At 62.9% G+C, this 26,272-nt stretch carries 26 protein-coding genes; 16 read left to right on the top strand and 10 right to left on the bottom strand.

Annotation, left to right across the window (positions count from 1 at the left end; all coding sequences use genetic code 11):
• Positions 1-164 precede the first annotated feature (164 nt).
• The 3 genes from ribD to LAN37_05000 all read left to right on the top strand — a co-directional run bounded on the left by ribD (position 165) and on the right by LAN37_05000 (position 3,598).
• The gene (gene ribD / locus LAN37_05010; GenBank protein MBZ5646567.1) at positions 165-1,304 is read left to right on the top strand and encodes a bifunctional diaminohydroxyphosphoribosylaminopyrimidine deaminase/5-amino-6-(5-phosphoribosylamino)uracil reductase RibD; all 1,140 of its coding nucleotides are present in this window, start codon (positions 165-167) and stop codon (positions 1,302-1,304) included.
• Positions 1,305-1,946 carry a riboflavin synthase gene (locus tag LAN37_05005; GenBank protein ID MBZ5646566.1) on the top strand — a complete coding sequence of 214 codons (642 nt, stop codon included), beginning with the start codon at positions 1,305-1,307 and terminating at the stop codon, positions 1,944-1,946.
• A 647-nt stretch (positions 1,947-2,593) separates the two neighbouring features.
• Positions 2,594-3,598 carry a hypothetical protein gene (locus LAN37_05000; GenBank protein ID MBZ5646565.1) on the top strand — a complete coding sequence of 335 codons (1,005 nt, stop codon included), beginning with the start codon at positions 2,594-2,596 and terminating at the stop codon, positions 3,596-3,598.
• Between the two features lie 29 nt (positions 3,599-3,627).
• Here LAN37_05000 and LAN37_04995 read toward each other — a convergent pair whose 3' ends face one another.
• From LAN37_04995 to LAN37_04980, 4 genes are all read right to left on the bottom strand, one after another.
• Positions 3,628-4,419: a hypothetical protein gene (locus LAN37_04995; GenBank protein MBZ5646564.1), complete on the bottom strand. Its 792-nt coding sequence runs from the start codon at positions 4,417-4,419 to the stop codon at positions 3,628-3,630.
• Positions 4,420-4,481: 62 nt separating this feature from the next.
• Positions 4,482-4,805, bottom strand: coding sequence for a hypothetical protein (locus LAN37_04990; GenBank protein ID MBZ5646563.1), 324 nt, complete (start codon positions 4,803-4,805; stop codon positions 4,482-4,484).
• An 81-nt stretch (positions 4,806-4,886) separates the two neighbouring features.
• A complete protein-coding gene (locus tag LAN37_04985) occupies positions 4,887-5,690 on the bottom strand; it encodes an ATP-binding cassette domain-containing protein (GenBank protein ID MBZ5646562.1) in 804 nt (267 codons plus the stop codon).
• Positions 5,687-6,286 carry a molybdenum cofactor guanylyltransferase gene (locus tag LAN37_04980; protein ID MBZ5646561.1) on the bottom strand — a complete coding sequence of 200 codons (600 nt, stop codon included), beginning with the start codon at positions 6,284-6,286 and terminating at the stop codon, positions 5,687-5,689. The genes LAN37_04985 and LAN37_04980 overlap by 4 nt, the downstream gene beginning before the upstream one ends.
• 178 nt (positions 6,287-6,464) lie before the next feature.
• Between LAN37_04980 and LAN37_04975 the strand changes: the two genes are divergently transcribed.
• Positions 6,465-7,514, top strand: coding sequence for a potassium channel protein (locus LAN37_04975; GenBank protein ID MBZ5646560.1), 1,050 nt, complete (start codon positions 6,465-6,467; stop codon positions 7,512-7,514).
• Between the two features lie 47 nt (positions 7,515-7,561).
• On the opposite strand, the gene LAN37_04970 is transcribed toward LAN37_04975, so the two are convergent.
• On the bottom strand, positions 7,562-7,909 hold the full coding sequence (locus tag LAN37_04970; GenBank protein MBZ5646559.1) for a hypothetical protein: 348 nt from the start codon (positions 7,907-7,909) through the stop codon (positions 7,562-7,564).
• A 209-nt stretch (positions 7,910-8,118) separates the two neighbouring features.
• Here LAN37_04970 and LAN37_04965 point away from each other — a divergent pair, with 209 nt between their 5' ends.
• The 7 genes from LAN37_04965 (at position 8,119) to LAN37_04935 (ending at position 15,192) form a co-directional block, all read left to right on the top strand.
• On the top strand, positions 8,119-9,264 hold the full coding sequence (locus tag LAN37_04965; protein MBZ5646558.1) for a BON domain-containing protein: 1,146 nt from the start codon (positions 8,119-8,121) through the stop codon (positions 9,262-9,264).
• Between the two features lie 5 nt (positions 9,265-9,269).
• Positions 9,270-9,800, top strand: coding sequence for a hypothetical protein (locus LAN37_04960; GenBank protein MBZ5646557.1), 531 nt, complete (start codon positions 9,270-9,272; stop codon positions 9,798-9,800).
• Between the two features lie 104 nt (positions 9,801-9,904).
• Positions 9,905-10,726: a hypothetical protein gene (locus tag LAN37_04955; protein MBZ5646556.1), complete on the top strand. Its 822-nt coding sequence runs from the start codon at positions 9,905-9,907 to the stop codon at positions 10,724-10,726.
• 121 nt (positions 10,727-10,847) lie between these two features.
• Positions 10,848-11,822 (top strand): prepilin peptidase, encoded by a 975-nt coding sequence (locus LAN37_04950; protein ID MBZ5646555.1) that lies wholly within the window; start codon positions 10,848-10,850, stop codon positions 11,820-11,822.
• Complete coding sequence (locus LAN37_04945) at positions 11,819-13,147, top strand: PAS domain-containing protein (GenBank protein MBZ5646554.1); 1,329 nt, start codon at positions 11,819-11,821, stop codon at positions 13,145-13,147. Before LAN37_04950 ends, LAN37_04945 begins: the two co-directional genes overlap by 4 nt.
• A gap of 66 nt (positions 13,148-13,213) precedes the next feature.
• Positions 13,214-13,789: a hypothetical protein gene (locus tag LAN37_04940; protein MBZ5646553.1), complete on the top strand. Its 576-nt coding sequence runs from the start codon at positions 13,214-13,216 to the stop codon at positions 13,787-13,789.
• Positions 13,790-13,842: 53 nt separating this feature from the next.
• Positions 13,843-15,192 carry a sigma-54 dependent transcriptional regulator gene (locus tag LAN37_04935; GenBank protein MBZ5646552.1) on the top strand — a complete coding sequence of 450 codons (1,350 nt, stop codon included), beginning with the start codon at positions 13,843-13,845 and terminating at the stop codon, positions 15,190-15,192.
• A gap of 20 nt (positions 15,193-15,212) precedes the next feature.
• Here the strand turns inward: LAN37_04935 and LAN37_04930 are convergent, their stop codons facing one another.
• Positions 15,213-15,800 carry a DinB family protein gene (locus LAN37_04930; GenBank protein MBZ5646551.1) on the bottom strand — a complete coding sequence of 196 codons (588 nt, stop codon included), beginning with the start codon at positions 15,798-15,800 and terminating at the stop codon, positions 15,213-15,215.
• Positions 15,801-15,826: 26 nt separating this feature from the next.
• Here LAN37_04930 and LAN37_04925 point away from each other — a divergent pair, with 26 nt between their 5' ends.
• Positions 15,827-16,459 (top strand): hypothetical protein, encoded by a 633-nt coding sequence (locus LAN37_04925; protein MBZ5646550.1) that lies wholly within the window; start codon positions 15,827-15,829, stop codon positions 16,457-16,459.
• Here the strand turns inward: LAN37_04925 and LAN37_04920 are convergent.
• The gene (locus LAN37_04920) at positions 16,428-17,576 is read right to left on the bottom strand and encodes a tetratricopeptide repeat protein (protein ID MBZ5646549.1); all 1,149 of its coding nucleotides are present in this window, start codon (positions 17,574-17,576) and stop codon (positions 16,428-16,430) included. The two genes, LAN37_04925 and LAN37_04920, sit on opposite strands and share 32 nt — an antisense overlap.
• Positions 17,577-17,782: 206 nt before the next feature.
• On the opposite strand from LAN37_04920, the gene uvrC reads away from it, so the two are divergent.
• Positions 17,783-19,609 carry an excinuclease ABC subunit UvrC gene (gene uvrC / locus LAN37_04915; protein MBZ5646548.1) on the top strand — a complete coding sequence of 609 codons (1,827 nt, stop codon included), beginning with the start codon at positions 17,783-17,785 and terminating at the stop codon, positions 19,607-19,609.
• A 14-nt stretch (positions 19,610-19,623) separates the two neighbouring features.
• Here uvrC and LAN37_04910 read toward each other — a convergent pair whose 3' ends face one another.
• Positions 19,624-20,439: a hypothetical protein gene (locus tag LAN37_04910; GenBank protein MBZ5646547.1), complete on the bottom strand. Its 816-nt coding sequence runs from the start codon at positions 20,437-20,439 to the stop codon at positions 19,624-19,626.
• 1 nt (position 20,440) lies between these two features.
• A complete protein-coding gene (locus tag LAN37_04905; protein MBZ5646546.1) occupies positions 20,441-21,367 on the bottom strand; it encodes a hypothetical protein in 927 nt (308 codons plus the stop codon).
• Between the two features lie 166 nt (positions 21,368-21,533).
• Between LAN37_04905 and LAN37_04900 the strand changes: the two genes are divergently transcribed.
• The 3 genes from LAN37_04900 to LAN37_04890 are packed head-to-tail and all read left to right on the top strand — an operon-like array spanning position 21,534 to position 24,759.
• Positions 21,534-22,913, top strand: a complete 1,380-nt coding sequence (locus LAN37_04900) for a sodium:solute symporter (GenBank protein ID MBZ5646545.1) — start codon at positions 21,534-21,536, stop codon at positions 22,911-22,913.
• Complete coding sequence (locus LAN37_04895; GenBank protein ID MBZ5646544.1) at positions 22,910-24,313, top strand: amino acid permease; 1,404 nt, start codon at positions 22,910-22,912, stop codon at positions 24,311-24,313. The genes LAN37_04900 and LAN37_04895 overlap by 4 nt, the downstream gene beginning before the upstream one ends.
• A complete protein-coding gene (locus LAN37_04890; protein MBZ5646543.1) occupies positions 24,313-24,759 on the top strand; it encodes a hypothetical protein in 447 nt (148 codons plus the stop codon). The genes LAN37_04895 and LAN37_04890 overlap by 1 nt, the downstream gene beginning before the upstream one ends.
• 1 nt (position 24,760) lies before the next feature.
• Here LAN37_04890 and glgA read toward each other — a convergent pair whose 3' ends face one another.
• Positions 24,761-26,218, bottom strand: coding sequence for a glycogen synthase GlgA (gene glgA / locus LAN37_04885; protein MBZ5646542.1), 1,458 nt, complete (start codon positions 26,216-26,218; stop codon positions 24,761-24,763).
• Positions 26,219-26,272 lie beyond the last annotated feature (54 nt).

Below are 26,272 nucleotides of genomic sequence, written 5' to 3'. Positions count from 1 at the left end.
GAATGGCTGAAGCGCCGGCGCAAGCCAGCGGCAGAACCTCCCGAGCCCTATGCATATCGCCCTGTGCCGGTCCGTCGCGGCCCCAAAGGGCGCAGCGGCGCGGTGGCAGTGGCGGAACCGGAAGACGATCGAAAGTGAGAACTCATCCCACTGACGTCACCTTCATGCAGGAAGCGCTCGAGCTGGCCCGGAGCGGCGTAGGCCTCACCTCGCCCAATCCCGCCGTCGGCGCCCTCGTCGTGGACGCCTCCGGCGATGTCGTAGGCAGCGGCACACACACCTACGACGGCGTAAAGCATGCGGAGGTGCTAGCCCTCGAACAAGCCGGCGACAAAACGCGCGGCGCAACCTTGTACGTCACGCTGGAGCCGTGCCCGCACCAGGGGCGGACCGGACCGTGCGCCGCAGCGGTGATCGCGGCCGGTATCAAGCGTGTGGTCGCAGCCACGCACGACCCGAACCCGCAGGTCGGAGGCAAAGGCTTTGCGCGCCTCCGCGCCGCAGGCATCAAGGTCACACAAGGTGTGCTCGAGGCCGAGGCGTGCAAGCTCAACGAGTGGTTCGCCAAGTACATCCGCACCAAGCTGCCGCTGGTGACGCTGAAGGCGGGCATGACGCTGGACGGCAAGATCGCACCGCCACCGGGCGAGAGCGACAATCCGTCGGCGCTGGGATCGAGAGGCGCCACCGGCGGCTGGATCACCAGCGAGCAGGCGCGCGCCCACGTGCAAGAGCTGCGGCATGCAAGCGACGCCATCATGGTCGGCGTTGGCACCATCGTCGCCGACGATCCCCTGCTCACCGACCGCAGCGGCCAGCCGCGGCGCAGGCCGTTGCTGCGCGTCATCGTGGACTCGCGGCTGCGCCTGCCGCTGGGATCCCGCCTGGTCAAGACGGCGAAGAACGACGTCCTGGTCTTCTGCTCCCTGGCCGAGGAGAAGAAGAAGCGCGCGCTGGAAAAGCACGGCATCCGCGTCGAGCAGGTCTCGCTCGGACCCGCCAACGACGGGCGTCCCGACCTGGTGCGGATCGCCAGGCGGCTGGGCGAACTGGAGATCACTTCCCTGCTAATCGAGGGCGGCGCGCTGGTGAACTGGGCGGCGCTCGCCTCGGGCATCGTGGACAAAGTGTTCCTTTATTACGCGCCGAAGATCCTGGCGGGGACGGGCTCGGTCCCATTCGCCGGAGGCATGGGCTTCCGGCGCATCAGCGAAGCCGCATACGTGAAGAACATCACGCTTCACCGCTTTGGCGAGGATTTCGCAGTCGAAGGTTATCTTCGCGATCCATACGAGGTCTTATAAATGTTCACCGGACTCATCGAAGAAGTCGGCAATGTCCTGCGCGTGACCGGCGGCGACGGCACCACGCGCCTGGTGGTCTCCTCCAACAACCTCATCCAAGAGATGAGAAAGGGCGACAGCATCGCGGTCAGCGGAGTCTGCCTGACCGCCGTGGAGTTGAAGCCCGACCGCATCGGGTTCGATCTGGCGACCGAGACGCTGGCACGCACCTCGCTGGGCCGATTGAAGCCAGGTTTCGAGGTGAATCTCGAACTCCCGATGAAGGCCGGCGGGCGCATGGGCGGGCACATCGTCCAGGGACACGTGGACGGCGTGGGCATGTTCCTCGGCCTGGAACGCATCGAGGGCAAAGAGGATTTCTGGCTTTACGTCGAGATTCCCGCCGACCTGGCGAAGTACGTGGTCTTCAAGGGCTCGATCTCCATCGAGGGCATCAGCTTGACGGTGGCGCAGATCGAGGGCACAAAGGTGACGGTCGCCATCATCCCCCACACCTTCGAGGCGACGAACCTGAAGTCGCTCAAACCCGGCGATCCGGTCAACATCGAGGCCGACATCATCGCCAAGTACGCGGAGAAAATGCTTCGCGGTGAGGCGCCGCGCGAGATCAACGTGGAGAAGCTGGTCAGCGAAGGGTTTTGAGCGACGGTCCAGATTCAGACCCCCTCCCCCCTACCGTGATCTGTTGAAACAAAGGACTTAGCGCTTGAGATCTGTTGCATCTGTGCAGAAGTCGCTTTGTTTGCAACGCGGAGTTTGCAAAATAAGTTAAACAAAGAAGTTAGTCGCTGTAGCTAGTAGCCAGGGGCCGGGTAAGTCACGGAAGAGCGCTGGTTTTTCAAAGATCGGCGGCTGCGGAGGCAGCGGGGCGGGCGCGAGGCTCGCTACATCCAGAGTAGCAAATCGAAGAGGCGGGAGTGCGGCGGGGCAGAACGATTTGTCTTGCAGGATCAGCGAGTTAGGGGCACGAAAAATAAAGCTCTTGACATAGCTTAGAGCTATACAAATCCAGATTTTGCGCGTGTCTTTGTTTTCAGGGAGTTGCGGTGGGAGAAAAGACCCACACTGCAAGGACAATCCCCACCCTGTCGCTCGAAAGGAGCGAGCAACAAGGGTGGGGCACCCGCAAAACCTTTTCCAGCGCGAAAGGGTGGGCCAGCCCCCAGGGGATCCTATATGGAGAAGTCACATTTCACGCTGGACTAAATTTTGGGGGGCAGGTCACAATGACCTTGGTAATTTGCTCGCTCCAGAGTTCCCTGCTGGAGTTCATGATGGGGAGAAGGACCATGAAGCGAACGATCATCGCCCTATCGCTTCTGGTAGCTGTTGGATTATCAACCGGGTGCAACAAGGCAAAGGATGAGGTCTTGCCGGATGGCACCGGAGTGTTCGGGGAACGTACACTGAAGGACGGCACCAAGACGATAGTTCGTGTTCAACAGCCCAACGGGAGGAAGGATTTTGACGTGACTATACTTCCGGACCGCACCCAGAAAATAGGGCACAGTGAATTCCCCAATGGAGGAAAGAGTTTTGACGTGACGATTCTTCCAGACGGCACCGTAAAGACAGGACGTGAGGAACATCCCGATTGGTCGAAGGGTTTTGACGTGACTCTGCTTCCAGACGGCACCAAGAAAGTAGGGCGTACTGAATTCCTCAACGGGGAGAAGGATTTTGACCTAGTTATACTCCCAGGTGGCAAAGAGAAAGCAGGTCGCATTGAATGGCCCGATGGAACCAGAGAACTGAACGTCGAGCGGATGAGTGCGGTTTATTGCTATCACGATGGAGTATATGCTCAGACCCATGGATACCTAGATCGCGCGAAGGCAGACTTTGAAACAGTCCTCGCTAAGTTTCCAGCGAGCAGTCTGGTCGATCAGGCCAAGCAGCGGCTCGCAGCAGTAGACACAACGATTGCACTACAGGGAGAAGTGGATCTGGCGGAAGAGCAGCGGCGTAGGGCGAAAGAGCAGCGGCGTAGGGAAGAGCAGGAACAAGCAGAGCTAGAGAACGGCCAGCCAATTGCGTACGTTGAGTTTTATGTAAAGTCGCATACAGGTCTGGTAATTGACAAACGGTATCGTTTTCGGGCAGCCATTAATCAAGACCTCTGTCTTGGTGACACCTTGAACGACCATACACACCTAGCATGTGGACCGAAGGCATCATTTGACAATGACGCGGAATATGAAGCCCTCTTGCGTGGCTCATTTTGGACGATGGGGACTATCGTTGCCTCGATGGGAAGTGACGGGCACATTCAAATCCACAAGGTGCTTCGATGAAAACGTAGATCGAACGTCAGAACGCTGAATTAGGTGCTCTCCGACGAGAGTCCAGCCTGATACTGCGCCCGGTGCATTGAGAAACCTTGGTCGTCGAGCCAATCTCTAAACCGTTTGGGTTGCAGAAACTCTGGCAAATGAGCACTGCGCTGAAGGTAACCGTCATTAACATCGAGTCCACCCCACCGCTTCAGTAGATTGCTCTCGACCCTGTAGGCTCGATTCCGCCACTCTCCGATTGGAATGCACCGAGCAAATAACCCAGATTCTCCGGGTTTGCCGTGAGCAACGATGTCCCCAGCGTTGACCGAATTCCAGCGAGTATGAGCGTTATACAACTTCTGCGTGTCAGGCACCTGAGTGACATCAAGTGGTCGTCCCGCAAGTGTAAACAGCCCGATTAGTGCGTACTCCAGTCTTCCGCCACAGATCGGCTTTAGCCCTGCATAAAAAACAAGGAAATCGTCCTCGCCGAACTGCATCAACTTCCTACCTCTCTTGCCATCATCGCCGTAAGTCAGGCGCAGAAAATCCGGATCGAGATGCATAGGCTGATGAAGTAGCCGAGCAGGGAGTTGAAAACATATGTTATTGCTCTCCCCACACTCACGCTCGAAGTCTGCAAGTGCTGAAGGCACTTCTTTTCCGTAAATTCGTTCCCCATCCTTGATGTAGCCCGAGTTGTTGTAACGATCTCTGATCGGAACGAAAATGAATCGGTTAGTCTCGGTATTGACAGGGGCATTCCAATCGCCAGACTCTTCGGACTGGTCGATTCCGACTCTTATCAAAAGTCCCCTCATGAATTTGCTGCCTGCCAAGAGTTATGGGTGAGCACCTCGGCGAACTTGATCTGATCGCCTCACTACGGTTCATGTAACAACTACATAGTGTAAGTGGGTTCGCTGTCTGATTTGTCCAGTTGCGAGGTGGAATCTTGTTCCTGATCCTGCCCGGTGATTCCCAGGAAAGCGTTGGCAAGAATTTCGAGCCGTTGCTTCTTTTCCTTCAGGTCTCGGCTGTTGTCCCGCATATCCAACGCAATCCGGGACATCTCCGTGGCAATCGCCAAGGGTGTGTCGGGTATTAACCAATCTTGTTCCTGACACAGACTTGGCGGGTTCCATGCTTTCGCCTCTGACCGATTATTTACCTTATCAAATTCTTGAGGGGCGGGTGGCCCAGGCTTTCGCCCCTCACCGATCATTAACGTTATCAAGTCCTTGAGGGTACCCCCGAGGTTTTCGGAGTGCCGAATGGGTGGGCCAGCCCCCGTGGTTCGCTTGTCCTAGGCCGGTGGGGACGCGCCCGGCTGGTCGCGGGTCGGCTCCTGGCCGGGAAGGACGAGTTCGTCGAGGCGGAGGAACTGCTTGAGGGTGGGCTCCGAGCTGCGCTCCATCTCGGTGTAGGGGCCGAAGAAGATGGCGCGGGCCTCATGCAGGAAGACGATGCGGTCGGCGAGCTTCTCGGCCAGGCGCATATCGTGGGTGACCACGATCGAAGTCAGCTTCAACTGAAACTTTAACTTCTTGATCAGATCGCCCAGCAGTTGGGCCATTAGCGGGTCCACCATGGTGGTGGGCTCGTCGTACAGGATGCACTCCGGCTGGGCGGCGAGGGCGCGGGCGATGGCCACCGAGCGCTTCATGCCGGTGGAGAGGTCCGAAGGCAACTGGTCGCGGAACTGCTTGACGCCGACCATCTCCAGCAGGCCGTCCACCACCTGGTAGACCTGGACCTCGTCGAGGTCGCGGCGCTCGCGCAGCGGGAAGGCCACGTTCTCGCCGACCGTGAGCGAGTCGAAGAGCGCCCCGTTCTGGAAGACCATGGTGACCTTCTTGCGGATGCGCTCCATGTCACGTTCGCCGAAATCGGTGACGTCCTCGCCGGCCACGATGATGCGCCCCGAATCCGGCTTGAGAAAACCAATGAGGTTGTGCAGCGCGACCGACTTGCCCACGCCGGAGCGGCCCAGGATGCAGAGCGTCTCGCCGGGCAGGACGTAGAAGCTGACGTGGTCCAGCACCTTGTGGTCGCCGAACGCCTTGGAGACATCCTGGAACTCGATGTAGGGCTGCGGTTCGTGGTTCATGAGGTCCGGGCCGGCTGAGTGCGCACCGCGCGCTCCAGATCCTGCGGCGTGTTGAGATTGTCGAACATAGCGGGAAAGATATCAACTTCGGCCAGCTCCGCCTCTTCAATGATGCGCACCGAAGTCCGGGCATAGAGCGGATCGATCTTGTTGTGGCCGGCGCGCAAGGCTTCTTCGGCGAGCTCGGCGAATTCCAGCCGGTAGACGGCGCAGAGCGTCTGGTAGAAGCCTGCAACCCGGGGCACGGTGACCACGGCGTCGCAGCCCCACGCCTGCACCACGATGTACTTCAGGGCGGCCTCGGGCAGGAAGGGCATGTCCACCGCCAGCACCAGGTTCAGCTCGGTGTTGCTGGCCTGGAGAGCGGCGTGGATGCCGCCCAAAGGCCCGCGCTCCGGGTAAAGGTCTTCAATCACCGGGCCGAACAGCTCGAACTTCTCGCGCGCCCCGACGATGCACGCGCGGCTGGCAACGGTTCGCGCCTTGAGCAGAGCGCGGGACAGCAGGGTTTCTCCATCGAACTCGACCAGGGCTTTGTCGGAGCCCATGCGGGTGCTTTTGCCGCCGGCGAGGATGAAGGCGGAAACGTCCTGCATGGGGAGAGTGTAATGCCAGACGCGTGCCTCCGGAACTGATTTTCCTTCCACTCAGCGCCCAAGCGGGACTGAGGACAGGCGGAGCGGGAGCGCCTCTGCGCGCGCCGAACCGGCGGGAAGGCCCGCAAAGCTGTGCTACAATCCGCTCGCTTTCCCTTCCCCGAGACCCGCGCCACACATGGACATCCGCCGAAGACTCGCCTACGCGCTGCTGGTGATGGTGGTCATCACGGCGGCGGCCGTCACCGGCTACCGCCTGCTGGGTGGAAGCAACGTCTCGCTCCTGCAGGCGCTCTACATGGCGGTGATCACCCTGGCGGGCGTGGGCTACGGGGAGATCGTCGACACCAGCCACAGCCCCGCCCTGCGCATCTTCAACATGTTCGTGGTGCTGTTCGGGGTAACCATCACCGTGTACATGTTCTCGGTGGTAACGGCTTTCCTGGTCGAAGGCGAGATCACCAATATCTTCTGGAGACGCAAGATGCAGAAACGTATCCAAGCGGTAAAACACCATTACATCATCTGCGGCCTGGGCGACACCGGCCGCTACGCCGTCGAGGAACTCCAGAAGACCGGGACCCCTTACGTGGTGGTGGAGCACACGGAAGAGAACATCAAGAAGTTGCAGGAGCACGATCCGGTCTACAAGGAAGTCCTCTACGTCACCGGCGACGCGACCGATGAGAACACGCTGGACCAGGCGGGTATCGATCGCGCCCGAGGGCTGATCGCATCGCTGGCCTCGGATAAAGACAACCTGGTCATCACGGTGGTGGCGCGGCAGAAGAACCCGAACATCCGCATCATCGCGCGCTGCACCGACCAGCGCTTTGCCGAGCGGTTGATGAAGGCGGGCGCGAACTCGACGGTCTCGCCCAACCACATCGGTGGGATGCGCATGGCCAGCGAGGCGCTACGCCCCCACGTAGTCGGCTTCCTCGACGTCATGCTGAAGGAACACGGGCGCACGCTGCGCATCGAAGAGATCGACATCGGCTCGGGCTCTCCCTGGGTGGGAACGACGCTACAGCACATCGACCTGCGTCACCGGTACAACCTGCTGCCGCTGGCCATCCGGCAGGAGGACGGGTCGTTTCTCCCCAATCCGCCGGACAACCACCAAGTGCAGGCCAGTACGGTCATCATCGTCATGGGCGACGTGAGCGAGCTGAAGCGCGCGCGGCATGCCGCGGCGTCCGGTGCGGCGATGGTGGCGCCGGGGTAGTTTTGTTCGCGCTTAATGCGCAAGCCGGAAGGCCTGCGCTTCCACCCTCAGTGGATGTCCACGCCCACGATGCGTCCGGCGACGTCGACCTCGAGATTGGCGGCGGCGGAGAGGACGGAATCGCCGGTCAGTCCGGGGATGGAGATGAAGACGCGAGGGTCCACGTAGTTGGCGGACTCGCGATGCGCTTTGATGAAAGAGAGGGCGTTGTCGTTGCGGTACTTCTTGGGAACAATAAAACTGAGATCGGCCAGGTCCCCGCTCTCGGAGACAGAAATGCCTACCTCGACAGGCACGCGCATGTGAACCTCGACGTCCCCTTTCGAGGCATTCGGTTTGAGCAGGACGTAGTACTGGCAGCGTCCCTCGTTGGGGTCGAATTCGGATCTTTCCACGTTGATCATGCAATTGGCCGCTGGATTGTTTATCACAGGGAAGAGTGGAACCCAAGTGCCGAGAGTAACCGAGCGGGTAACCGCAACTTGTGCGCGGCGCGCGGGTTAGTGCGGACAGGAAAAATCCTGGGCGGAGGCAGTCGAAAACGGCGGCTCCGCATCTAAACTACCGGGTAATCGAAGCACAGGGTCCTGACCAGGAGCAACCTATGAGCGCCAGACGCTGGAGCTGCGTCGCACTTGCCACATTAATTTTCGCAATAGCGGTGAACGTGGGCTGCAACCGCGCCCGCAGCGATGTGCAGATCGCCAACGATGTGCAGCAGAAGATCCTCGGCGACGGCAACGTCCCCACCAAGCAGGTCACGGTTTCGGCGAACAACGGCGTGGTGACGCTGTCGGGCAACGTGGGCAGCGAACTGGAACGCACGGCCGCCGCCAATGACGCGGCGTTGGTCGAGGGCGTCCGCACGGTGGTGAACAACCTGACGGTGATGGAGGCGCAAGCGTCTGTGCCGGCTCCGGTGGAGGAGGCACAGCCGCCAGAGCCCCCCGCTCCCGCGCGCAAGCCTTCGCCGCGACACGTAGCCACTGCGCCGCGGCGCAGCAGTACGTACCAGCAGGCGGAAATGACGCCAGTCCCACCGGCGGCGCCCGCCGTGGCGCCGGCGACAGCTCCGGTCTCGCAGACACCAGCACCGCCTCCGCCGCCCAAGCCGGTCACCATCCCCGATGGCACGACCTTGTCGATCCGCATGATCGACCCCATCGATTCGGACCGCAATCAGATCGGCGACCGCTTCCACGCGACACTGGATACGCCAATCTCGATCGGTGACCAGGTCATTCTGCCGCAGGGCGCCGACATCGAAGGCCGCGTGGCGCAACTTCGCTCCTCGGGACACTTCACCGGCCAGTCGGAAATCGCGCTGGAGCTCACCTCTGTCAGCGTGAACGGGCGGCGCTACAACGTGCAGACCGACCAGTACTCGCGCCAGGGGAGCTCGCGCGGCAAGAATACGGCGGCCAAGGTGGGTGGGGGCGCGGCGGTCGGAGCCATCCTGGGCGGGATCATCGGCGGGGGCAAGGGCGCCGCCATCGGCGCGACCGTGGGCGCAGGCGCCGGCACCGGCGTACAGGCGGCCACCAAAGGCCAGCAGATCCACATCACGCCCGAGCAGCTCCTGGCCTTCCGCCTGGAGAGCCCGCTGACGGTGACGCCGTCGGCCAGCAACAGCCGCCGCCCGCGCGCGCCCATGACGACCAGCGAGAATGTCCACGACTACTCGAACGACCAGAGCCCTCCGCAACCGGACGACACTAACCCCCCGGTGCTGAAGCGCCGCGAGGAGTAGCTGGAGTGACGAGACCCGAGGGCTGCGGTATGCTCGACACGGGCTGCCTCAGCCCTCAATTCATGCCCAAGATCACCGCCCTCATCCACACCCGGAACGACGCCAGGCGAATCGGAAGGACGCTCGATTCGCTGCGGCCATGCGACGAGGTGCTGCTCATTGACAGCGCCTCCGACGACGACACCGCGAAGATCGCACGCGAACACGGGGCGAACGTGAAGCAGGCGATCGTGGGCGTCGAGCCGGGTGCGTACGCCGTCGACACGCTTCACGATTGGGTCCTGTGCCTTCTGCCCGGCGAGGCGTTGAGCGAGGGGCTGGAGGCGACGCTGTTCGAGTGGAAGGACACTGAATCGGACGAGGACACGCCGGGATTCGCGTTCTCGGTGCGCGAGGACACCGGCAATGGCTGGAAGATGTGCCCGCTTGAAATGCGGCTGGTCAATCGTAACCGGACGGAATGGACCGGCGAGCTTCCCCCGAACGCAGATGGGGCCGGAGAACTCCACGGCAACCTGCTACGCTTCCGCGACTGAGGCGGGAGAGGCTTGATTCGAGGCGGATGCTAAGATAATTTCAGGTGCCGGGTGATCGGGACGACGATTCCGACCGATGAATACCAGGGTGTGAGGGTCGATTTTTGCGATTCTTTCTGTCGCTAGCACTCATCTTGCCTGCAGCGTGCGCGTCTGCCCAGCAGGGCGGCATCCCTTCCGCACCTTCCGCACTGTCCCAATCCGCGCAACCCGGAACCGTCGAGGCGCAAAGCCAGGCGACGAATCCGCCACCGGCCCAGTCCGGCACGCCCGGCGTCGCCGGCGACGCGAACCAACCGCCCGCGAAGCCAGCGGACCAGGCAGCCACGCCATCCAAGCAGCAACCCCAACGAATCCTCGGCATCATGCCCAACTTCCGTGCCGTCAGCGCGGGCGCGATCCCGCCGCCACCCACGCCGAAGCAAAGCTTTATACTCGCCACCAAGAACAGCTTCGATTACTCGTCATTTCTGTTTGTTGGGATCACTTCGGCCATCGCCGAGGGCACGGATGCTCACCCCGAACTCGGCAAGGGCATGCCCGGCTTCGGGCGCTACTACTGGCGGGGGTTCCTCGACAAAACGGATGGCAACTACCTGGTGATCTTCGCCTTGCCGACAATCTTCCATGAGGACGAACGCTACTTCGCACTTGGCGAAGGCGGTTTCTGGAAGCGTTTCAGCTACGCCGGCTCACGAATCCTCATTGCTCGCGATTACCACGGCCATAATACCTTTAACATCGCCGAGGTATTCGGTCGCGCCGCGGCGCAGGGAATCTCGATCTCCTACTATCCTCCCAAGAGCCACACCGGGGGGGCGCTCGCCAAGAAATACGCGTTCGCTCTCGGCCGCGACGCTCTCACCAACGCCTTTCGCGAGTTCTGGCCGGACATCGCCACGCACGTATTTCATCGTCATCCATGATCCCGAATGCCGTTCGGCAACACCCGGAGTCGCGTAGAGGTCATCCACCTCGGTAACCCGGCCTGGCCCGCCTTCCGACGTATAATCGCCAGAAATCCCCCTTGAGCACCGGCGAATCAGCGTGAACTTTGAGACTAATTTATTCGGCGCGGCGGTACTCCTGTTCGGACTGTTGTTGGGAAGCTTCCTGAACGTGTGCATCCACCGCCTGGCGTTGCGCTGCTACAGCGACGAGGAACTGGCCGCGCAAGGCCTGTCGCGCAAAGAACTGTCTATCGTCAGCCCGCCGTCGGCCTGCCCCAAGTGCCACCACCCGATCCGCTGGTACGACAACATCCCGGTGGTAAGTTGGCTGGTGCTCGGTGGCCGCTGCCGCGACTGCAAGGCGCCAATCTCGCCGCGCTATGCCGTGGTGGAGCTGCTGACCGGGCTCCTGTTTCTGGGGTGTTATGCGGCCTTTGGACTGTCGCTGGCGGCCCTGAAGTTCTGCATTTTTTCTTTTCTCATCCTGGGATTGATCTTTACCGACGCCGAGCACAAGCTGCTGCCCGACTCCCTGACCCTCCCTGGCCTGGTGCTGGGGATGGTCTTCAGCACCATCGTCCGCGTTGACAACTCCGTGACCTTGCTGCTGACGGCCTGGATGAAGATCCCGTTCCCCTCCTGGCAGTGGGCGTCGGTGATGGATGCCGCGTTGGGAGCGATAGTGGGGGCGTCGTTCATCTACGGCGCAGGGGCGATCTATTACCACGCGCGCGGGGTCGAGGGCATGGGCTTCGGCGACGTGAAGCTGATGGCCATGGTAGGAGCCTTCCTTGGGATCAAGCTCACGGTGCTGACCATCTTCGCCGCGTCGTTGACGGGCACGTTCTTCGGGGTCGGGACCATGCTGGTGGTCTGGATGCGGCGTACCCGGCGCCGCCTGGTGAGAACCCATGAAGACCTGCGGCGAGCGCGACGACGCGCCTGGAGGTCGGCCCGGATCGTCTATCGCCGCTACGAGATGCCGTTCGGCGTATTCCTGGGGAGTATGGCGGTGCTGGCAGTCTTTTTCGGCAATACTGTGTTCGCCTGGTACATGAGCCTGTACCGATGAAGCTACTCACCAATCCGTTGGTCTTGCGCATGGTGATCGTGTTTCTCGCCGCCGCCTTCCTGTTCGTCCTCGGGATCTACGTGATGCGGCGTCTGCGCAAGGACCTGGCGGGCGAGGCGGAACAGCGCCGCCCCTCGGTGGATGGCCCTGAATTCCAGCTTGCCGCCTATCACGGTGTGATCCAGCGGCTGAAGGAACAGGAACAGGAACTCCAACGGGTGCGCCAGCAGGCCAGCGAGCGGGCCGCGGCCTCGCAGAACCTAAGCGAAGTGGTGCTCTCCAACCTTTCGAGCGGCGTGCTGCTGTTCAACAGCACCGGCATGGTGCGGCAGGCGAACGAGGCGGCCAGGAAGATCCTGGGATATGGGACGGCGTTCGGGATGCACGCGCGCGACCTCTTCCGCGGTGTGGCGGAAGTGCGGCGAGAGACGGGCGAGATCGCGGATGAAACGCTGGCCGGCGCACTGGCCGCGGCCGCGCGCAATGGCGTCGCGTATCGCCGGCTGGAAGCCGATTACACCACGCCGGCAGGGGAGAAGCGTGTGCTGGGCATCACGCTTTCGCCGGTGCGCGGCGCTGCGGACGAGGCTCTGGGCACGGCGTGCCTGGTCAGCGACCTCACCGACATCACCACCCTGGAGCGCCAGATGCGCTTGCGCGAGCAACTCGCGTCGCTGGGCGAGATGTCGGCCGGCATCGCACACGAATTCAAGAACTCGCTGGCCACCATCTCCGGCTATGCCCAGATGCTGCGCGGCGACAACGATCCTCAGACCGTGCAGCAATTCGCGGGAAAGATCGTGGACGAGACGGGTAACCTGACGCGCATCGTGACCGACTTCCTGGCTTTCGCGCGGCCACAGGAACTGGCGTCTCAGGCCGTTGACCTGCACCAGACGCTGGAAGATTGCGGGCGCGAGGCCGGCGTCGAACTCGACGTCGGTGGCGTGCCCAGCGGCTTCTCCATCTGCGGCGACCCGACGGCTCTCCGCCAGGCCTTCTCTAACCTGCTGCGCAACAGCGCGGAGGCGGCGCGGGACAGCGGATCCGTCCGGGTGCAGGCGTCGGCCGAAAACGACTCCCAGGGAGCGCGGCTCACCTTGCGCGACAACGGCCGGGGCATCCCGCCCGAGGCGCTGCCCCGCATCTTCGTCCCGTTCTTTACCACCAAGAGCGAGGGGACAGGCCTGGGGCTGGCGCTGGTGCACCGCATCGTGAGCCAACACGGGGGAACGATCGCGGTGACTAGTGACCAAAGTGGCACGACGTTTACCCTATCGTTTCCCGCGGAAAAGCTGGCTACAACGACGGCAAAACAGGGATAAGATATAGAGGGAGTGGCAAGTCGGGGTGCTGTTTCCGGGACCCCAGGAACAACCAGGATGGTCGTTATGAAGCGGATTCTGTACGTCGTGCTGGCAGGGCTGTTGATCGGGATGGCGGCGAATGCGTGGGCGCAGCAGGAAGTGTCGCTGGGCGACTATGCGCGCAAGCAGCGAGAAAAGCAGAAGCCCACTTCCCCCACCTCCAAGGTGTGGACGAATGATGATGTCGGCTCCACCACCACCACCACTACCACTACCCCCGCGGAGGCCTCCGCGGTGCCTGCCGACACCGGCGCCGCGGCGAAGGATGCCAAGGGCAAGGAGAAGGAGATGTCCGCCGACGAACGGGACAAGGCTGCGGCGGAATTTAGGGCCAAGATCGCCGAGAAGAAGAAAAAGGTCGCCGAGATCCAGCGCAACATCGAGGTCTCCAACCGCGAGTTCAAGCTGCACAGCATCGACTGGTACACGAACGCCGGCAACGCCTTGCTCAACAATCCGCAGAAATACAAGGAAGAGACCGACAAGCACAACAAGGAGATCGAGGACCTTCAGAAGCAGCTGGCCGATGCCAACGCGGAAATAGAGAAAATCCGCGAGGACATCCGCAAGGCCGGGCTCTCGAGCTCGGTCGGCGACTAGAATTCGAGAGGCCGTCGCCCCCAGCAGCGCACCTGCCTGGGGGCTTTTCCCTTATGGACACGATCCTGCTGGTCGAGGACAAGGCTGAGCTGCGCGAGATGCTGGAAACAGCACTGCGGCGCATGGGGTATGAAGTGACCCCGGCATCGAACCTGGCCCAGGCCCTCGCTGCGCTGGAGCGGCAGGGGTTCTCCGCCGTGCTGACCGACCTGAAGCTGCCCTCGGGCTCGGGGATGGACGTGCTCCAAGGGGCCCTGGACGTCGACCCCGCGATGCCGGTGGTGGTCATGACCGCATACGGCACCATCAGCGACGCCGTGGCCGCCATGCGCGACGGCGCCTTCGACTTCATCCAGAAGCCGATCGAACTGGAGCACCTGAAACACCTGCTGCGCCGGGCCATCGAGCGGCAACAACTGCTGCGCGAGAACCTGGTGCTGAAAGAAGAGTTCTCGCGGCGCGCCGGCTTCCCCCGGATCATCGGCGAGCACTCCAGCATCCAGGCGGCAGCGCGCGAGATGCAGCGCATCGCGGTGACCGAGAGCACGGTGCTGCTGCTGGGCGAAAGCGGCACCGGCAAGGAGCTGTTCGCGCGCGCCATCCACCAGGTCAGCGGACGGGCCCAGAAACCGTTCGTCGCACTGAATTGCGCCGCCATCCCCGAGAGCCTGGTGGAAAACGAGTTATTCGGCCACGAGCGCGGTGCGTTCACCGGCGCCGACCGGCGCGCGGCCGGCAAATTCGAACTGGCGCACGGGGGAACCATCTTCCTGGACGAGGTCGGTGACCTGCCCGCGTCATCGCAATCAAAGCTGCTCCGGGTGCTGGAGGAGAAAGTGGTGGATCGCCTGGGGGGCACCGCACCGTTCCGCGCCGACGTGCGCGTGATCGCCGCCACCAACAGCGATCTGGAAGCCGCGGTGCAGGCCGGGACCTTCCGCCGCGACCTCTACTACCGGCTGGCGGTCTTCCCTCTCCGCATCCCGCCGTTGCGCGAGCGTGGCGACGACGTGGTGCTCATCGCGGAACGATTCCTGGAATCGTTCCGCCGGGAACTGAAGAAGCCCCGGCTCAAGTTCGCGCCCAGCGCGCTGGCGGCCATGCGTTCGCACAACTGGCCGGGCAATGTGCGCGAACTGCAGAATGTCATCGAACGTGCCGCCATCCTGAACGATGGCGAACTGGATGCCGCCGCGCTGGGGCTGTCGGCGAACGTGAGGGCGGCCGCGGCAGCCGGCGAATCGCTGGCCGAAACATCCTCGAAGGCCGTCGAATCGGTGGAACGAGCCAAGATCGAAGCCACCCTGCGGGAGTGCAAGTGGAACAAGGCCAACGCCGCGCAGCGCCTGGGAATCTCCTACAAGACCCTTCTCAACAAGATCCACGCCTACGGTCTGGACTAGCCGGTAAGGGAGGAATCCCGCTACGTCTGCCCGCTGGCGGCCGGCAATCTTCCTCGCAGGGCGATGACCTGCTTCATGTGGTGGTGAGTGTGGCGGTAGTGGAATTTGCGCCAATCGGTGACGGTGAAGGGCCCGAGAACGGGGTGGTCAGCGAGCTTCACGCCGGCGCCAAACTTGCGCTCCAGGTCGGCAAGCACGCCGTCCATGGCCACGAGGTTTTCGCGGATCTCGCGCGCGACCTGATCCGGCGGAGCACCTTTGGGGAGGCTGAAATTGGGCGCGGGCCGCCCTGAGGGAAAGTAGCCGAGGTCGGCGACGACTCGGGTGGAGAGCCACTTCACAAAGCTGCCGCGGCCGGCTTGCGGCTGGCCGCTATCCAATGCTTTGCGCAGCGCGGAGACACTGGTGCGGAACGTGGCGGAAAGGTGTTCGAGGATCTGCGCCACGGACCACTTCCCTTCCGCGGGATGCCAGATCATCTGCTCGTTGGAGATACCTCCGGTGACGGAATCGATTTCCTGCAGCGCGCGTTGCAGCCAAAAATCCATACCGGCCTCGGTGGTGTCAAATAGAATAGCGTCGGACTGCACGCGTATGCGCGCAGGCACGACAAGGCATTATACGGACGGTAGATATGAGAAAGCTGGCTCTCCTATTGCTTGCGGCGCTGCTAACCGGATGTTCGTCGGAACCGCAGAAGCCCGCATCCGAAACCCCGTCGAAGCCGACGGCGGCGCAGAGCAAGGCGCCTGAGTTTGAGACGGGGCGGACCGCTTTCTACAGGATGTACACCACGGCGCGGATCTGGGCGCCGGACGCGAAACCCTTCCGGCTGCAATCCGTCCCCACGAAAGGTTCGTCGGGCGCGGAGGGCAAGGCCGAGATCTGGCTGGCGTGGTTCGCCTCGCCGGGGAAGCGCGCGGTGAAGCCTTACACCTGGAGCGGCGGCAGCGGAGAAAACATGCCCGAGCGCGGCATCTCCTTCGGTCCCGACGACTCCTTCAATCCCTCGAACACGTCGACCCAGCCGTTTGACGTCAACTTCCTGAAGACGGACAGCGACCAAGCCTACAAAGCGGCGCAGGAAAAGGGTGGAGACGCGTTCCTGAAGAAGGCTCCAGGCACTCCCATCATCTACACGCTCGACTGGGACGGGAAGAGCAACGAGCTGATCTGGCACGTCATTTACGGAGACACGCCGACCAACTACAAGCTGAAGATCGCGGTAAATGCATCTACGGGCGGATTTCTGAAGAAGGAGAAGTAACCTTCCCCTGCTGCACCTGGGGAGCAAGACGCTGCATCTCGCGCTGGGCGTCAGGGGCGAAGTCGCCGGCTGGATCCAGCTTGAGGTAGGTCTGGTAGTTCTGGAAGGCGGCGGAGAACTCGCCCGTCGCCTGGAGCGCCTGTGCCAGGCGGAAGATGGCGCGGGCGTTGTCGGGATCGACTTGGGCCACATCGCAGAAGCGCTGCACCGCTGCGGGGAAATTCTTCTGCACGAGCAACACCTCACCCGCCCGGAGATCGTGATCCACCTCGGCCTGCTTCAAACGTGCGGCGTCCGCCCGGATGAGGGGGGCGAGCCGCGCGAGAGCTTCCCTGGCAGCCGCAACCTGCGAGCCGTCGGGGAACTGCCGCACGTACTCGCTGTAATAGACGGCGGCCTCTTCCATCTGTTTATCCTTTTCCAGCGCGTCGGCGAGCTTGAACGTGGCCAGCGGGTAGCCCGGCCGGAGGTCCAGGGCCTCGCGGTAGCGGCCGATCGCTCCCTTATAGTTGGAACGCTTGTAATAGTAATCACCCACCTCGACGTCCTTCTCCGCCTTGTGCGGATTGTAGGGGCGCATCTCGATGACATCGATCTCTCCCGACGTGGGCTTGCTGGGAGGCGGGTTGTAGGTTTCCTTGCTCGAGCTGCTTCCGGATGAGATGTGCGCCGGATATTGCTGCTGACCCTGTGCCGCTTCCTGCGCGCGACGGGATTGCTCTTCGGGGAAACTCAAGTCGGAAGCCGGCTTCGCCGGGGGAGCGCTCTGAGCGGAAGCTGTCTGCTTCTGATCGGCGGTCTGTTGCTTGTCGGGTGGAGTGGCCTTGTCTTTGTCCTTCGATTCCGGAACGCCCGGGGCGGGAACTGTCGCCGGGGAATCGTCACCCTGCTTCCCCCAGCAACTCGTCAAGAACACATGCGTGCACCCATCGGCGAACTGGTCTTTGACGCGTTGCTTCAAGCTCTTCTTTTCCTTCTGATCAGGAGTGTCGTCCGGGGTGGTTCGGGGCAGGTGGGGTAAGTTGGCGCACCCGGGCGCGGAACCGCTAAGCGCAGGTTGCTGCGCTGACGCAAGAGTTGCCGCCAGGCAGAACAGGATGGAGAGACGCCGCAACATGGTCACTCATATTCTAAAGGCCAGCGGAGACAAAAAGTTGTTCTGAGCACGAGAAAGAAAAATAGTCATCCATTGCCGGGCGAAGTGACCGGGGTGCAAGCTGCGTCGCCAGCGCTCGGGCGGCTGGTAGCATAGAAGGAAGTCCCTGACGAACGGCGAACCATTCTGCACGGCCGGCCGGGGTCGGCCGGCCTGCGACAGAAACGATGGACCTGAGAGAGAAAATCCGGGAACTGCCCCCCCAGCCCGGGGTGTATCTGTACAAGAACGCCGCGGGAGAGGTGGTGTACGTCGGCAAGGCCAAGAGCCTGCGGGCGCGGGTACGATCGTACTTTCTCGAGGGGGCGCAGGAGGACGCCAAGACCGGTTCCCTGCTGCGCGAAGCGGTCGATATCGAGTACATCGTCGTCGACAACGAAAAAGAGGCGCTGGCGCTCGAGAACAACCTCATCAAACAGAAGAAACCTCGCTTCAACATTCTGCTGCGCGATGACAAAACCTACCCCTACATCAAGCTGACGCTGGGCGAGCGCTTCCCCCGCGTGTACGTAACGCGGCGGCTGAAGAAAGACGGGAGTGTCTATTACGGCCCCTACTTCCCAGGCAACCTTGCGTGGCGGCTGGCTGACGTGATCCACCGCAATTTTCTGGTGCCCTCGTGCACCGTGGACCTGACGCGCTACCACCAACGTCCCTGCCTGCAGTACTACATCAAGCGCTGCCTGGGACCGTGCGTGAAGAACCTGACCACCCACGAGACGTACGCCGAGGCGGTCCGAGACGTCCGGCTGTTCCTGGATGGGCACCACTCGGACCTGGGGCGCTCGCTGCGCGAGCGCATGGACCAGGCGGCAGCGCAGCAGGAATACGAGCGCGCAGCAAAGTACCGCGACCTGATCTCGACCGTCGAGCAGCTTGGGGCCAAGCAGCGCATCGCGGCGGCCGTGGGCGACGATGCCGACGTCTTCGGCTACCACTTCGAGGCCACCATGCTCGCGGTGAATGCCTTCCACATGCGCGGCGGGCGGATCGTGGACCGGCGCGAGTTCTTCTGGGAAGACTTGCCGATGCTCGCCGACGGCGCCAGCTTCAATCCCGGGGAATTCTTCTCTGCCCTCCTGAAGCAAATCTATCTCGATCAGCAGTACGTCCCGCGCACGGTCTATGTGCCGGTCGATTTCGAAGACCGGCAGACGTTGCAGGAGCTGCTGGCGGAGAAGCGTGGGGCCAAGGTCGAGATCGTGATTCCCCAGCGCGGCGAGAAACGGTCGCTGGTGGATCTGGCAGGACAGAATGCGAAGCAGTCGTACGAGCAGCGCTTCCGAGTGATGAAGCCGGCCCTTAAGGCCATCCAGGAGGCGCTGCAAGACGCGCTGACACTGCCCGCGCTGCCGCGGCGCATCGAGTGTTTCGACATCTCGCACCTTCAGGGCGCGGAGACCGTGGCGTCCATGGTGGTCTGGGAAGACGGCAAGATGAAGAAGTCGGACTACCGGAAGTTCATCATCCGCACAGTGGAGGGCGTGGATGACTTCGCCTCGATGCGCGAAGTGGTGGGGCGGCGGTACAGGCGGGTGCAGGCGGACAAGGGAAAGATGCCCAGCCTGGTGCTGGTCGACGGCGGCATCGGGCAGTTGCACGCGGCGGCGGCGGCGCTGGAGGAGCTTGGGATCATCAACCAGCCGCTGGCCGCGATCGCCAAGCGCGAGGAGATCATCTACGTCCAGGGGCAGGAGAACGAGCCCGTGGCGCTCGACCGCCACTCGCCCGTGTTGCACCTGGTGCAGCTCATCCGCGACGAATCGCACCGCTTCGCTGTCACCTTCCACCGCAAGCGGCGCGAGATGCGCGACCGCAGTACGGAGCTGCTGGAGATCCCCGGCATCGGGGCACGTGCGTCGAAGAGGCTGCTCCAACACTTCGGCAGCGTGCGCGCTATCCAGCAGGCGGACGCGGCGGCGCTGTCGGCCGTGGTGAATGGCAAGCAGGCCGAGGCCATTCTCGAATACTTCCGTACCACCGCAGCATCTTGAACTATCGACCGGAATCAGCCGGAAGTTTCCGATGAGGAATTCTGCCGTTTTTCGCGCTCACTCAGCTCTTCAAAGAGGTACATCTTGACGGTCGCCGGAAGGCGCGAGTGCTTAAGAATCTCCTGGATAGTGTGGCTGGAAAACGACCGCACGAATGCGAGCACGCGGCCGAGCGGCGTGTGGTGGCTTTTCAGCAGCGCGAGCTGGATCTCGCGACGCAACGACCACTTGGAGTGGCGGCAGACCCGCTCCACGAAGTGCACGGGAACGCTATCGCGGCCCAGCGCTTTGACGATGCTGGCCTCGGTCATGCGCGGGTTGAGCAGCGCGGCTTCGACGATGCGGGTCTCGGGATCGCAGAGCAGCGCCTCGGCCACGCGGTTCGAGCCTTGCTTGGCGAGAGTCAAGCGCTCGCCCATGGACGTGGTCTCCAGGCGCTGGACAATCTGATCTTCGGCAGCGCGCTTGATGTCGGGCGCCACCGCCGGCGTCAATGCGACCTGCATGAGTTCGAAGGCGTACAGCATGCGCACCATGGGAAGCGAGACGTGGCGGGGGGTGCGCGGGTGGCCCACGATCGCGGAGACCACCTTGCGGTGCTTCATCACGCTGGCATTCTTGACCAGTATTTCGACCACCCCGAAGGGGAGGTCGCGGCGAGCCAGCAAAGACAACGTGAGGTCTTCATTCATGCCGGGGTGCGCGGCGGCCTCGCGCAACACGTCGGCAGACTGGCTCTGCAGGAGTTGCTCCAAGCGGGCGATTTCCGCGGGAGCGACCCGCGCCTGGCGTGGGGCGGCACTGTGATCGCGATGGGGGGTATCGCGCATGTCAGCCGAAAATACTCGATGGGCGAGCCTTGCGACGGGCGACCGCGAGCGCACCCTCGACCGGTTCGCGTTCGCTGAGACTGACGCGCACATGCGGCCGGCGGCTGCGGACCACTTCGGTGAAGGCTTCCCGGATGATCGCCGAATTGCGAAAAATGCCGCCGCACATGGCAACCTCGGTGGAGGCCTTCTCGTTCGGCCACAGGCGGCGCAGGACGATGTGGCAGAGCTCGGCGAGCTCTCCGGAGGCACGCAGCAAGATGCCGCGGGCGAGATCGTCGCCCTGATTCGCGTGCTCGGCAACGTGCGGAAACAGTGCGGCGAAGTCAGGCGGCGGAGTCGAGCCGACGAAGCGCACAACGTCGTCGTACGTGGCGAGATGCCAGGTGTTCATGATGGCAGGAAGGAAGCTGGTGGTCTCGCCGGCATCGTGTGCGCGCAGGGCCAAGGAGACGGCGGCGCGCCCGATCCAGTCGCCAGACCCTTCGTCGGAGACAACCGGGCCCCAGCCACCGGCGCGCGCGGTATCGTTGCGCTCGTTACGTCCGTAGGCGATCGAACCGGTCCCCGCGACCACGACCACGCCAGAGTCCGCCGGAAATGCCGCTTCGAGGGCGATAGCCATGTCGCCGACGAACTCGATCTGCCCTCCTACGGTCGCAGCGATGAGACGGCGAGCGGCGTCGGCATTCTTGGGATTCGAAGCTCCGGCCAGGCCGTAGCAGGTACGGTCGAGGATCGCGGGCTTTATCCCGGCGGCGGCACAGGCTTGCTCGATGGCGGCGCGCAGGTTGACGCCGGCCTGCTCCTCGCTCACGCGCGACAGCTTCGCTGTGCCAGCGGACCCCCGCCCGAGGATGGTGTGCTCGTCGCCCACCGCGCAGTCCGTCTTGGTACCCCCGCCGTCAATGCCCAGGAAGTAGCCCACGGGGAGTTTCTATCACAGGTATGCGAGAATCCGGACACTTACAGTTTCCAGTTTCTCATTTCTAGTTTCTGGTTGAGTCTCGAATCGGGAGGAGCGGATCCACCGCCTAGACACCACAGACCTGCTGATCGTGGCCGCGTATCTGGCGGGGATCACGCTGTTTGGGCTGCGCTACCGGAAATCGCAGCGCACCCTGCGCGACTACTTCCTGGCCGACCGCAACGTGCCCTGGTGGGCGATCGCGCTCAGCATCGTCGCCGCGGAAACCTCGACGCTCACCATCATCAGCATCCCCGGACTGGCGTTCGAGACCAACCTGGGCTTCCTGCAAGTGGTCTTTGGGTACCTGGTGGCCCGAGTCATCATCAGCCTGATCTTCATCCCCCAGTATTTTCGCGGCGAAATGTTTACGGCGTACCAGCTCATCGACCGCCGCTTCGGGCAACGGCTGCGTTCGCTGACCGCGGGGCTGTTCCTGGTCACGCGAGCTGCGGCGGAGGGGGTGCGCGTGTTCGCCGTGTCCATCGTGGTGGGGATCGCCCTCGGGACAGGCGATGTGGCCTCCATCGCCATCATCACCGCGTTGACCATGATCTACACGTTCGAAGGCGGGATGGCGGCGGTGATTTGGACGGACGTGGTGCAACTGGCCATCTATGTCGGCGGCACGCTGGTCGGCTTCTACACCATCCTGCACATGGTGGGCGGCTGGACGACGGCGCAGCAGGTCGCGTCGGCGGCGGGCAAGTTCCGGGTGTTCGACTTCACGCCAGACTTCTTCCGCACCTACACATTCTGGTCCGGGCTCATCGGCGGAACATTTCTCACGACCGCCAGCCACGGCACCGATCAACTCATGGTGCAGCGGCTCCTGGCGGCTAAGAACGAGCGCCAGTCGAAGGTGGCGCTGCTGGCCAGCGGGGTGGTCATCCTGTTCCAGTTCACGCTCTTCCTCGTGATCGGGGTGATGCTGTTCGCGTACTACAGCTTCGATGCCCGCGGTACCAGATTCATCGCCAGCCTTGGAGCCGACCGTATCTTTCCCCGATTCATCGTGGAGCAGATGCCGCACGGGATCTCGGGGCTGTTGATCGCGGCGATCCTGGCGGCGGCCATGTCGAACCTGAGCGCGGCGCTCAATTCCCTGTCTTCGACCTCGATCGTGGATTTCTACCTGCGGCGCAATCCGGGCGCCGATGAGCGTGAACGGGTGCGCGTCTCGCGCTTCGCCACCATCGTTTGGGCGATCGTGTTGTTCGCGCTGGCGCTTCTGTCGCGCCGCGGCGGACACGTGGTGGAGGTCGGGCTTTCGATCGCGTCGGTGGCGTACGGCGCTATGCTGGGCGTCTTTTTGCTTGGCCTGCTGACCAAGGCGGCGAACGAGCGCGGCGCGATGCTCGGCATGCTGTGCGGATTCGTTCTCAACGTGTACCTGTGGCTGGGAACCAAGGTGCCCTGGACCTGGTACGTGATGATCGGTTCGGCGGTCACCTTCGCGGTCGGGTATATTGCCAGCCTGATGCTGGGGGAAAGACAAAGGACATGAGCACGCCAGGAGGAGCTGCCAGCGAACGGCAGCTTCCCCGCGAACTTGGCGCCGGGCACGCCGCTGCCATCGTGGTGGGCACGGTCATTGGCAGCGGGATCTTCCTGGTCCCCGCCGAGATGATGCAGGCGGTCGGCTCTCCCGGATTGGTGTACCTGGCGTGGATCGCCGGCGGAGTCCTGTCGTTCTTCGGGGCGCTGACCTATGCCGAGCTGGCCGCCCTGAGGCCGCAGACCGGCGGAGAGTATGCCTACCTGCGCGACGCCTACGGCCCATTGTTCGGCTTCCTGAACAGCTGGACATGGTTCATGATCGCCAAGCCGGCCTCGATCGCCACCGTCACCGCCGGGATCGTGCGCACGCTGGGCGAATTCTCCGTATTCTCCTTCCTACCGTCCCGTGTGTTCGCGCCGCTGCCCGTGACCTACGAGCAGGTGGTGGCGATCTCCTGCGCCCTCTTCATCTCCGGCCTGAATTACATCGGGATCCGGAAAGCGGCGGACTTCCAGCTCGTTTTCACCATCCTGAAAGTGGCCATGATCTGCGCCATCGTGGCCGTCGGGTTCAGCTACGTACGCGGAAGTATCGGCAACTTTTCGACCCGCTTCCAAGGCGCGCAGGGCGGGATCGCGGGATTCATGGCGGCGCTGGTGGCGGCGCTCTGGGCCTACGACGGCTGGAACGACCTGACCATGGTTTCGGGCGAAGTGCGCCGCCCGGAGCGGAATCTTCCCATCGGTCTCATCGGTGGTGTGGCCGTGCTGATCGGGCTATACATGGCGGTGAACGCGGCGGTGCAGTACGTGATGCCGGCGGCGGTGGTAGCGGTTTCGAAGCGTCCCGCGGCGGACGCGGTCGAAGCCGTGCTCGGCGCCTGGGGCGCCGCGGCACTTTCGGTGGGGATCGCGGTCTCGATGCTGGTGACGCTGAACGGAACGGTGATGAGCGGGGCGCGGCCGGCGTTCGCCATGGCTCGCGACGGCTATTTCTTCCGCGCGCTGGCGGAAGTCCATCCGCGCTTCCGGACGCCTTCGACGGCCATCGTGGTGCAGGCCATCATGGCGATATTGCTGCTCCTGCTCGCGGGCACTTTCAAGCAGTTGTTCTCGCTGTCCATCTTCTCCGAGTGGCTGATCTACATGGCGGCGGCGGGAACGGTGTTCGTTTTCCGCAGACGCGGCGACACCAGTCCTTATCGCATGTGGGGCTACCCCGTTGTTCCGGCAGTGTTCATCGCGTCTTCGGGAGTCTTGCTGTACTACACGTTCCTGGACAACTTGCGCAACTCGATCGCCGGATCGCTCATCATCGCGGCCGGCATACCGATCTTCTACTTCTTCGCCCGGCGGAAGCGTTCTGTCGAACACCCCGGCGGGGGGACCTTGGGGGAACCTTCGTGATGGACTCTGGCTGGGGGTTCGTTATCTACATTGCTCTGAAATTCCTCGCCTACGTCATGTGGTGCTACGTGGGAGTCGGGTTACTGCGATACGAGCGGACCTTCCGCGCCGCGCTGGGCTACGGCGCGCTGCGGGTCGTGATCGGCGTGTTCTTCGGGATCGGTGTCTTCGTGGTCGGCGGGATGGCGCACCTGGAGGTCCCCCGGAATCCCACGCTTATGTACCTGGAGGTCTATGCCCCGGTGCGGTGGATCGAGTGGGGGATCATGGCGGCCTTGTTGAGGCGCCAGGACGCTGGGGTTGTGCCCTTCCTCATCGGCAGCGACAACCAGGCGCGGCTGTGGAGGATCGGAGGGATCCTGGTCTCGATCTTCGCGGACCTGCCCGTGCTGCTCTCGACCTCGGGAGCGAAGGAAATGCTGCCGGTCGGCCGATTCCTCTGCTAGCTCAGGCGGCAGCCGAGCGCGTCTGCCGCACGCGCTCGTACACACGCACAAACTCCTTCGCGGAGTTGTTCCAGGAGAAGTCCTTCGCCATGCCGTTGCGCATGAGTTTCTGCCAGCCGGCCTTATCCTTGAACGCGGCCAGCGCCTGGTGGATGGTAAGCAGCAGCGCTTCTCCGCTGTACTCGCTGAACTTGAAGCCAGTGCCCTTGCCCGCCTTGGCGTCCCAGGGCTCGATGGTGTCGTCGAGGCCGCCGGTGGCGCGCACCACCGGCACGGTGCCGTACTTCAGGCTGTAGATCTGGTTCAGACCGCAGGGCTCGTAGCGCGAGGGCATGAGGAACATGTCGGCCCCGGCCTCGATCTTGTGCGCGATGGCATTGTCGTAGGCCACTTTGACCGCGATCTTCTGCGGGAACTGCTTGTTGAGGCGGCGGAACAGGTCCTCGTACTCCTTGTCGCCCGCGCCCAGGGCGACGATGATCAGCTCTTCGCGAGCCAGGCGGTCGGCGATCTGGGAAATCAGGTCAAACCCTTTCTGCGCCGCGAACCGCGACACGATGCCGATGACGGGCAGGTCGACGTTGGCGCCGGTGCAGCCAAATTCCGCCAGCAGGTCCCTCTTGCACTCCGCCTTGCCGCTCAGGTCCTCGGACGAGTACTTGGCTTTGATGAACTTGTCTTTCTCCGGGCTCCACTGGTCGTAGTCCACGCCGTTCAGGATGCCGGTGACGGTGGCAGCACGGCCACGCAACACGCCTTCCAGGCCGAAGCCGTACTCGGCGGTCTGGATCTCCTGGCTGTACTTCTTGCTGACAGTGGTGACGAAGTCCGCGAAGGTAAGAGCCCCTTTAAGGAAATTCACCTTGCCGTAGAATTCCATCTTGTCGATGGTGAACAGGTCCCAGGAAAGCATGAGCAGCGGCAGAGTGTCCGGTGGGAACAGGCCCTGGTAGCCCATATTGTGGATGGTGAGAACGGAGGGCACGCCGCGGAATACCGGGTCCTCCGCGTAGACGGAACGCAGCAGCACGGGAATGAGCGAACTCTGCCAGTCGTGGCAGTGGAAGACGTCGGGCACGCCGAGGATCTTGGTGGCTTCCAGCACCGCGCGCGAATAGAGCGCAAAGCGCTCGGCGTTGTCGGGATAATCGCCGGTCGGAGTGCCGTAGAGGGCGTCGCGCTCGAAGAAAGGCGGATACTCGATAAAGTAGAATTGCACGCCCGAGTGCTTCCCGCCGTCTAACACGGAGCAAAAACGATGGCTGTCGTCGAAGGGTATGGTGACGCTTTTCAGGACGGTTTTGGGATCGGTGAGCTTGGTCTGCTTGTAACGCGGCAGGTAGACTGTGACGTCGTGGCCGAGGGCGGAGAGGGCGGGCGGCAGTGCGCCGACCACGTCCGCCAGGCCCCCGGTCTTGGAGAAAGGAACGCACTCCGAGGCCGCGAAGGCGATACGCATTGGGGAGACCTCCGAACAGGCGAGATCCGCGATGGCTTGCGGGCGGAAGGTCTA

Source organism: Terriglobia bacterium, from assembly GCA_020073495.1.
Classification (GTDB): domain Bacteria; phylum Acidobacteriota; class Terriglobia; order Terriglobales; family Acidobacteriaceae; genus JAIQFD01.
This window is presented reverse-complemented; position numbering and strand designations above follow the sequence as displayed.